The sequence below is a fragment of the Flavihumibacter solisilvae genome, assembly GCF_000814475.1.
GTDB classification, from domain to species: domain Bacteria; phylum Bacteroidota; class Bacteroidia; order Chitinophagales; family Chitinophagaceae; genus Flavihumibacter; species Flavihumibacter solisilvae.
In genome coordinates, this window is the sequence record NZ_JSVC01000008.1 from 191,123 (window position 1) to 197,971 (window position 6,849).

Sequence of the window (6,849 nt, forward strand, 5' to 3'; positions counted from 1 at the left end):
ACCTATTTGAGTTATTTATTTTCACTTTTTAATTTGTAAAAATGTCTACCGTTACTATAACAGCTGCAGACATCAATAAACTCCGCCAGGCAACTGGTGCAGGGATGATGGATTGCCGTAAAGCACTCACTGAGAACAATGGCGATTTCGAAGCAGCTATCGACTGGTTGCGTAAGAAAGGTGCGAAAGTTGCAGCCCTGCGCAGCGACCGTGAAGCAAAAGAAGGTGTTGTTCTCGCAAAGACAACAGCTGATAACAAAACCGGTATCGCTCTTTGCGTTAGCTGTGAAACAGACTTTGTTAGCAAGAACGCTGACTTTGTTGCCTTCGCTACAAGCATCATTGATGCAGCCATCGCAAACAACGTTAACAACGTAGATGAACTGAACAACGTTACCATCAACGGCGCTAAAATCGCTGACCTGGTTAACGACAAGCTCGCTTCTATCGGTGAAAAGATCGGTATCTCCAAATTCGAGCGTATCGATGCTCCTTACGTTGCTTCTTATATCCACGGTGCAAACCGTATGGGTGTATTGGTAGGTATGACAACCGAAGCTGCTGACGCAGGTAAAGACGTAGCCATGCAGATCGCTGCTATGAACCCTGTTGCAGTTGATGCTGATGCAGTTCCTGCTGATGTCGTTGCCCGTGAAAAGGCAATTATCACTGACCAGGTTGCTGCTGATCCTAAAATGGCTGGTAAGCCTGCCGAGATGATTGAAAAGATCGCTGGCGGTAAGCTGAATGCCTTCTTCAAAGAAAATACACTGCTCGCACAGGCTTTCGTAAAGGATGCCGGCGTTAGCGTTGCAGACTACCTGAAGAGCGTTAGCCCAGAATTGAAAATCACTGCGTTCAAACGCGTTGCATTAGGATAATCAACATTTTAATGTTATCCGGATAAAGTAAAAAAAAGGTGACCTTCGGGTCGCTTTTTTTATTTCCATTAGGCTGACCGTTTACACACTATTCAACTTTTACCTCCGCCCATTTTGTTTCCCTAAGCTGGTTGAGCAGCAACCAGTTCGCAATAACCGAGAGAACGAAAAGCAAAAGAACTACAGCGGTAAACCGGTGTAACAGGAAATGAATCCCTGCCACGGTTCCGGAAATCAGCAGGATAAAGAAGCCGCGCAAAAAAGCACCCGACCGCACCTTATTGGCCGATGGCAGGGAGGCTGGAAGTTTTTTCTTACCTAGCGTTACTAGCAGGCTGCAGATCACCAATTCGTTACTAAGGCCGAGCAAAAGGTTTGGTATAACCCCAGGACCATACCATGCCATGCCGAAAACCGCCAGTATTATTGCAGCAGGCAGGTAGAATTTACAGAGCATGCTTTTATACGATCCTGTAATAATGGGCCCGGGCTTTTCAACCGGCGCACTGAAAAAGATCCATGCCGCCCTGTACTGTTCAGAATAGTTCACCTGGAAAATGGCATTTATCAACACAAATGCGCTGAAATATAGCAATGCGATAAATGCAGACAGGTTTTGTACAGAAGGATCATCCGTTGCAACATTTCCAATCTTACGGAAAATCGTAAGTCCCATCCATACCGCCACATACCCCATTGTAGGATACACCCGCAGCTTGAATTCCCGGCTCCTGGCTGTCCATTTCCAGCTGAATAAGAATGCAGCCTTCTCCAATGGAGCAGTGGTGAATATTGAAGCATACCAGTCGCCGATACCCTTCCGTCGCCTGCTTATGACTGCTACCTGGCCGGAATCAGCATCTCCGCCACTTCCGCTGATCAATGACAACTTACTGTTGAACGCCGGGGCAAGCCACCGTATCACCAGTATTGTACTGAAGACCGTGGTACCTACGGTCAGCAGGAACCAGTACCAGGTATGCAACATGTCGATGCCGGTCAGGAATAACTGTGCACCGGCAAACCAGTAAGACGGAAGCAGTACAGCATATGGGACTTCGGTTATACTAAACTGCTGGAACACCTCCATATCGGCGATTCGGGGCACAAGTTGGTAAGACATGTACAAGAGAACCGCAAAGCCGATCTGGAACCAGGCAATAAATGATTTAAACTTTGACGGGGTGGTAAATTTGAGCACCAGCAGGTACAGTGAATTGATCAGGAAAATGCTAAGCACGCTGGCCAGGACGATAAGCAGCAGGAAAGCTATGCTATCCCATGCCCCATATTGAATAAACACCATTACCAGTGAAGGCAGGCACATCGGGATAACCAGCCGGCTCAGATGTACCATTATGTGCAACAACTTTGCTGTTACAACTGTGCGGTCATTTACTGGTGCCGGCAATATGATCTGGTTATCCCTCACATCGATCAATACCGACGTAAAATCACTGATCAGCATGGATGCCAGCATAAACAGGTATGCAGAAAAGAAGAAGGTCAGGTGGGTCAGCAGATCCCTGCCGGTAATAAAGAATACGATGTAGATCAACCCCATCAGGAAAGCCATGATCATAGTGCCGAATGTCGCATTCGAAATGTTCTTCTTACGAGACGCTGACCGGGCCTGCTGGAAACTATTCGGATACCGGTCATCCATTATTAGTTTGTACCGGAGAATCAGCGACAGCTGGGCTGTATTGATTCCCAACCTTTCATAAACGGATGAAGGCAATAGCGCAAGCCTGTATAGTACAGCACTGATCTTATTCATCTTCTGCCGTTCTTGAAATATAAGGAAGGTCAAATGCGGATACTAGGTCAGATGCGGCGTCGTGGTGTAATCCCTGTGTCGTCAGTCGGGCAAAGATATTTTCCAGGCTTCCCTGGCCCAGTTCTGTCTTGAGACTTTCAAAGCTTCCGTCAGCCACAATAGTGCCTTCATTAAGGAGAACGATCCGGTCGCTCACTTTTTCTACAACATCCATCATATGACTGCAGTAGAAGATTGTCTTCCCTTCAGCAGCGAGCCTGCTGATCAACTCCTTCACAATAATGACGCTGTTTGCATCGAGTCCGCTGAGCGGTTCATCGAGTATCAGGATATCGGGGTTATGCAGCAACCCGGAAATGAGTAAAACCTTTTGCCGCATTCCCTTACTGAAAGTATCCATCCGCTGGTGAATCTGGCCTTCCAATCCGAATGCCGCCAGCATTTTCGGAATCCGGGTGCTGGCAATTTCAGCGGGCAATTCGTGCAAGCCGGCAATAAGTTCAAGGTACTCTGCAGGGGTAAGCACTTCATAGAGATCGGACAATTCCGGCACATAACCGATGATCCGCTTAATAGAAAGCGGGTCCTGCTTCATGTCGAATCCTTTTACGACCACGCTTCCCTCGAAGTCGGAAAGTAGTCCGCACAGGATTTTTACTGTTGTGCTTTTGCCTGCCCCATTCGGCCCGATATAACCAATTACCTGTCCTGGATACACTTCCAGGTTAATGTCTCTCAGCACCTGTTTATCTCCATACGATTTATACAGGTGTTCCATGCGGATAATCGCTTCCATAATTCCTGTAAGATAAAAATATCCTTTCTTTGCACCACATTGAAAACCTAACAGACTATGCAACCCAGGTACAAAAGAATTTTGTTGAAATTATCAGGCGAGGCCCTGATGGGAGAGGGAGGACAGAACGGGTATGAACCGCTGAACCATTCGATCATAGCACAATATGCAAAGGAAATCAAGGCGGTTGCAGCTGAAGGTGTTGAAGTTGCACTTGTTATCGGCGGTGGTAACATTTACCGCGGCATGAATGAAGCAGAAACCGGGATTGAAAGAGCACACGGTGATTACATGGGAATGCTGGCAACGGTTATTAATGGAATGGCACTACAAGCCGGCCTGGAAAAAGAAGGCGTGTTCACGAGGTTGCAAAGCGCGATCAAAATGGAACAGATAGCAGAGCCTTATATCCGCCGCCGCGCAATCCGTCACCTCGAAAAACACCGCGTGGTTATTTTCGGTGCCGGAACAGGGAACCCCTACTTTACCACAGACACAGCAGGATCATTGCGGGCGATCGAAATCAAGGCGGATGTAATCCTGAAAGGAACCAGGGTAGATGGCATTTATACTGCTGATCCTGAAAAGGATGCGGCGGCTACCAAATACGAAACCATCACCTTCCGGGAATGTATTAATAAAAACCTGAAAGTGATGGACATGACTGCATTCACCCTATGCATGGAAAACAGCCTCCCTATCATTGTGTTCGATATGAACAAGCCAGGAAACCTCATGAAGGTCGTAATGGGAGAACGGGTGGGTACGCTGGTTCAGGGCTGACGAGTACTTTTACGCGAAAGCCTTACCCCGCTTGCATATTTCGGCAAAGCTTCCTACATTGCACATAGAAAAACCACCTTATCGAGGTGGTTTTTTAATCCCCTGTCTGAAGATCCTCTGGAAGCCCCGAACCGGATTTAGTCCGAAAACTCCGACCTTTATGATGTTATTCAATTTATTGGTAATAAGGATCTCCGTGGGGATAGCCGAAATCATTATTTTCCAGCTTGGGGCCATTGCGCTTGGATTTGCTATTCACCTCTTTATTACTTCCCGTAAGAGCGCACGCCTGCACATGCTGCAGGAACACGAAACTGCCGCAGCCCAGGAAGCGGATGAATGGAAACTCAAATACTTCAACGACACCGAAGATTTCGAAAAAAAGATTCGAAAGCTTGAGCATGAACTCAAACAATCGAGGGACAATGAGAATTTCCTTTCACTCGAAGTTGAATCTGTTCGCCAGGAACGTGAAGAATTACTTGAATCGCAGGCTGAAATGGTATCTCCGGCAAAACAGACTGTTGATTACCTCGGCCAGTTGCAGGATGCTCAACAGCACATGCTTCAGCACAATCAGCATATGCAGCAATTGCTTGCACAGATAGAACAGCTCAAGCAGATGGAACAGAAACATCTTGAACTTGTTCAGGCAAATGAACTGCTTACACGGCAGATGACCGACCTCAGGGTACAGCTCGTTGATAAAGACAATGACATCAGGTCGCTTCGCCAGCAAAACCGCCTCGGTGAAGAAATGCAAAGCCGCCTGGAGAAGGTATATGCTGACTACAATGCCCTCCTTGAAAAAATGAGCAAGCTGGAAGCGCATATTGCAACCAGCCAGAAAGAAGGTGGTTCTTATGCCGAACTGCAGGATGCATATTTCAAAGTGACCAAGGAACTTGACGAATTCAAAATGAAATACCTCGTGATGCTCGACGAAAGCCAGCGACTGACCCGCAACCTGGCTGATGTTGAGGACAAACTGAGGGAATCAAATTTTCAACGTACACAATTCCAGAAAAAGGTTGCCTACCTGGAAGAACTGAACCAGGACCTTCAACATGTTGCCGAACACCACAACAAACTGCACAGCCAGATGCGCAGAATTACGGAAATAGAACAACTGCTCGCCAAAGCAACACAACTGACATCGCCAGACAAAGAAGGTCCCGCACTTTGATCCGGGGCGAATCAGAATAATTCAATAAGTGAAGAGGTCAATAAGTGAATAACCCGCTTATTGACCTCTTCACTTTGGTTACCTTTGCACCAAAGCTTTTCTATGTTGACTTCCTCCATTGCCGATCTCCGGAAAGATTACCAGCAACTCTCACTTACTGAAAATGACGTAGCCAAAAATCCTATCCGGCAGTTTGACCGCTGGTGGTCAGAAGCAGTCAGCAGCAAGATTGATGAGGTTAATGCCATGACACTTGCCACCGCATCATCAGATGGACTGCCCTCGGCACGCATTGTACTGCTGAAAGGATTTAATGACGAGGGCTTTGTGTTCTATACGAATTACAATAGTTTCAAGGCAAAACAACTGGAAGAAAATCCACGGGCCTGCCTCGTGTTTTTCTGGAAAGAACTGGAAAGACAGGTGAGGATAACCGGGCTGATCGGAAAGGTATCTGAAGAGGAAAGCGATTCCTATTTCAACAGCAGGCCGGAAACCAGCCGCATAGGCGCATGGGCATCACCACAAAGCCAGGTGATTAAAGACAGGGAATCACTTGAATCCAGGGAAATAGAACTGAGTGTGGCCTTTTCGGGAAAGAATATACCCCGTCCCCTCCATTGGGGTGGCTATCGCGTAAAACCGGTCACTATTGAATTCTGGCAGGGCAGGCCCAGCCGGCTGCATGACCGGATCCAATACACCCTTGAAGATAATGGGGATTGGAAAATAGAAAGGCTGGCACCATAATCAGCCAGCCGTCTACATTCAGCTACTGCTTATGCAGAAGTTTTCTTAGCTGCGGCTTTCTTGGCTGCTGCAGGTCTTGCAGGTCTGCTTTTTCCGAAAGAACCTTTGAAGATCTTTCCTTTCTTGGTTTTCTTATCACCTCTACCCATAGTTGTAATGTTTTAATGTGAAGCTGCAAAAATAGGCAAAAAATAAGGAAGGTGCCCGACGCATGTTAATTTGCCGGACACCTTTCTTAAAATGCTTTGGGCGCAGTGTTATAATTTGGAAGACAGTTCTTTACCTGCCTTGAAACGGGCAACTTTTTTAGCCTTAATCTTGATAACAGCACCGGTTTGGGGGTTGCGGCCATTACGTGCAGCTCTTTTAGAAACTGAAAAAGTACCGAAACCTACCAGCGTAACCTTTCCTCCACCTTTCAGCGTTTTAGTCACCGCTTCGATGAATGAATCCAGTGCTTCGTTGGCCTGGGTCTTGGTAATACCTGCGTCATCGGCAATTTTTGCAATTAATTCAGCTTTGTTCATAGTGTGAAATTTTAGAATTTTAAGCAGAACAAATATAGACGGTTTTTGATTCCAACAAATTTTTTTTTGCCTTTTTTAATACACTGTTAGAAAGTGCTGGAACCCGCTCCAAATCAGCATTATAGAGGAAATTGATTATATATATT

At 46.5% G+C, this 6,849-nt stretch carries 8 protein-coding genes; 4 read left to right on the forward strand and 4 right to left on the reverse strand.

Annotated features, from left to right (window positions below; genetic code table 11):
• Positions 1-41: 41 nt before the first annotated feature.
• Entirely contained in the window at positions 42-881 is an 840-nt protein-coding gene (gene tsf / locus OI18_RS07960) for a translation elongation factor Ts (RefSeq protein WP_039138728.1), read from the forward strand.
• Between the two features lie 88 nt (positions 882-969).
• On the opposite strand, the gene OI18_RS07965 is transcribed toward tsf, so the two are convergent.
• Positions 970-2,661: a hypothetical protein gene (locus OI18_RS07965; protein ID WP_039138729.1), complete on the reverse strand. Its 1,692-nt coding sequence runs from the start codon at positions 2,659-2,661 to the stop codon at positions 970-972.
• Entirely contained in the window at positions 2,654-3,457 is an 804-nt protein-coding gene (locus OI18_RS07970; protein WP_052272985.1) for an ABC transporter ATP-binding protein, read from the reverse strand. Before OI18_RS07970 ends, OI18_RS07965 begins: the two co-directional genes overlap by 8 nt.
• Positions 3,458-3,514: 57 nt before the next feature.
• On the opposite strand from OI18_RS07970, the gene pyrH reads away from it, so the two are divergent.
• The 3 genes from pyrH (at position 3,515) to pdxH (ending at position 6,176) form a co-directional block, all read left to right on the forward strand.
• Positions 3,515-4,240: a UMP kinase gene (pyrH, locus tag OI18_RS07975; protein WP_039138730.1), complete on the forward strand. Its 726-nt coding sequence runs from the start codon at positions 3,515-3,517 to the stop codon at positions 4,238-4,240.
• 160 nt (positions 4,241-4,400) lie between these two features.
• Complete coding sequence (locus tag OI18_RS07980) at positions 4,401-5,426, forward strand: coiled-coil domain-containing protein (protein ID WP_039138731.1); 1,026 nt, start codon at positions 4,401-4,403, stop codon at positions 5,424-5,426.
• Positions 5,427-5,528: 102 nt separating this feature from the next.
• The gene (gene pdxH, locus OI18_RS07985) at positions 5,529-6,176 is read left to right on the forward strand and encodes a pyridoxamine 5'-phosphate oxidase (protein WP_039138733.1); all 648 of its coding nucleotides are present in this window, start codon (positions 5,529-5,531) and stop codon (positions 6,174-6,176) included.
• Between the two features lie 29 nt (positions 6,177-6,205).
• Here pdxH and OI18_RS24170 read toward each other — a convergent pair whose 3' ends face one another.
• Both OI18_RS24170 and OI18_RS07990 read right to left on the reverse strand, forming a co-directional pair.
• Complete coding sequence (locus tag OI18_RS24170) at positions 6,206-6,325, reverse strand: 30S ribosomal protein THX (protein WP_072038973.1); 120 nt, start codon at positions 6,323-6,325, stop codon at positions 6,206-6,208.
• Between the two features lie 108 nt (positions 6,326-6,433).
• Positions 6,434-6,763, reverse strand: a complete 330-nt coding sequence (locus OI18_RS07990; RefSeq protein ID WP_476701404.1) for an HU family DNA-binding protein — start codon at positions 6,761-6,763, stop codon at positions 6,434-6,436.
• Between the last annotated feature and the right edge of the window lie 86 nt (positions 6,764-6,849).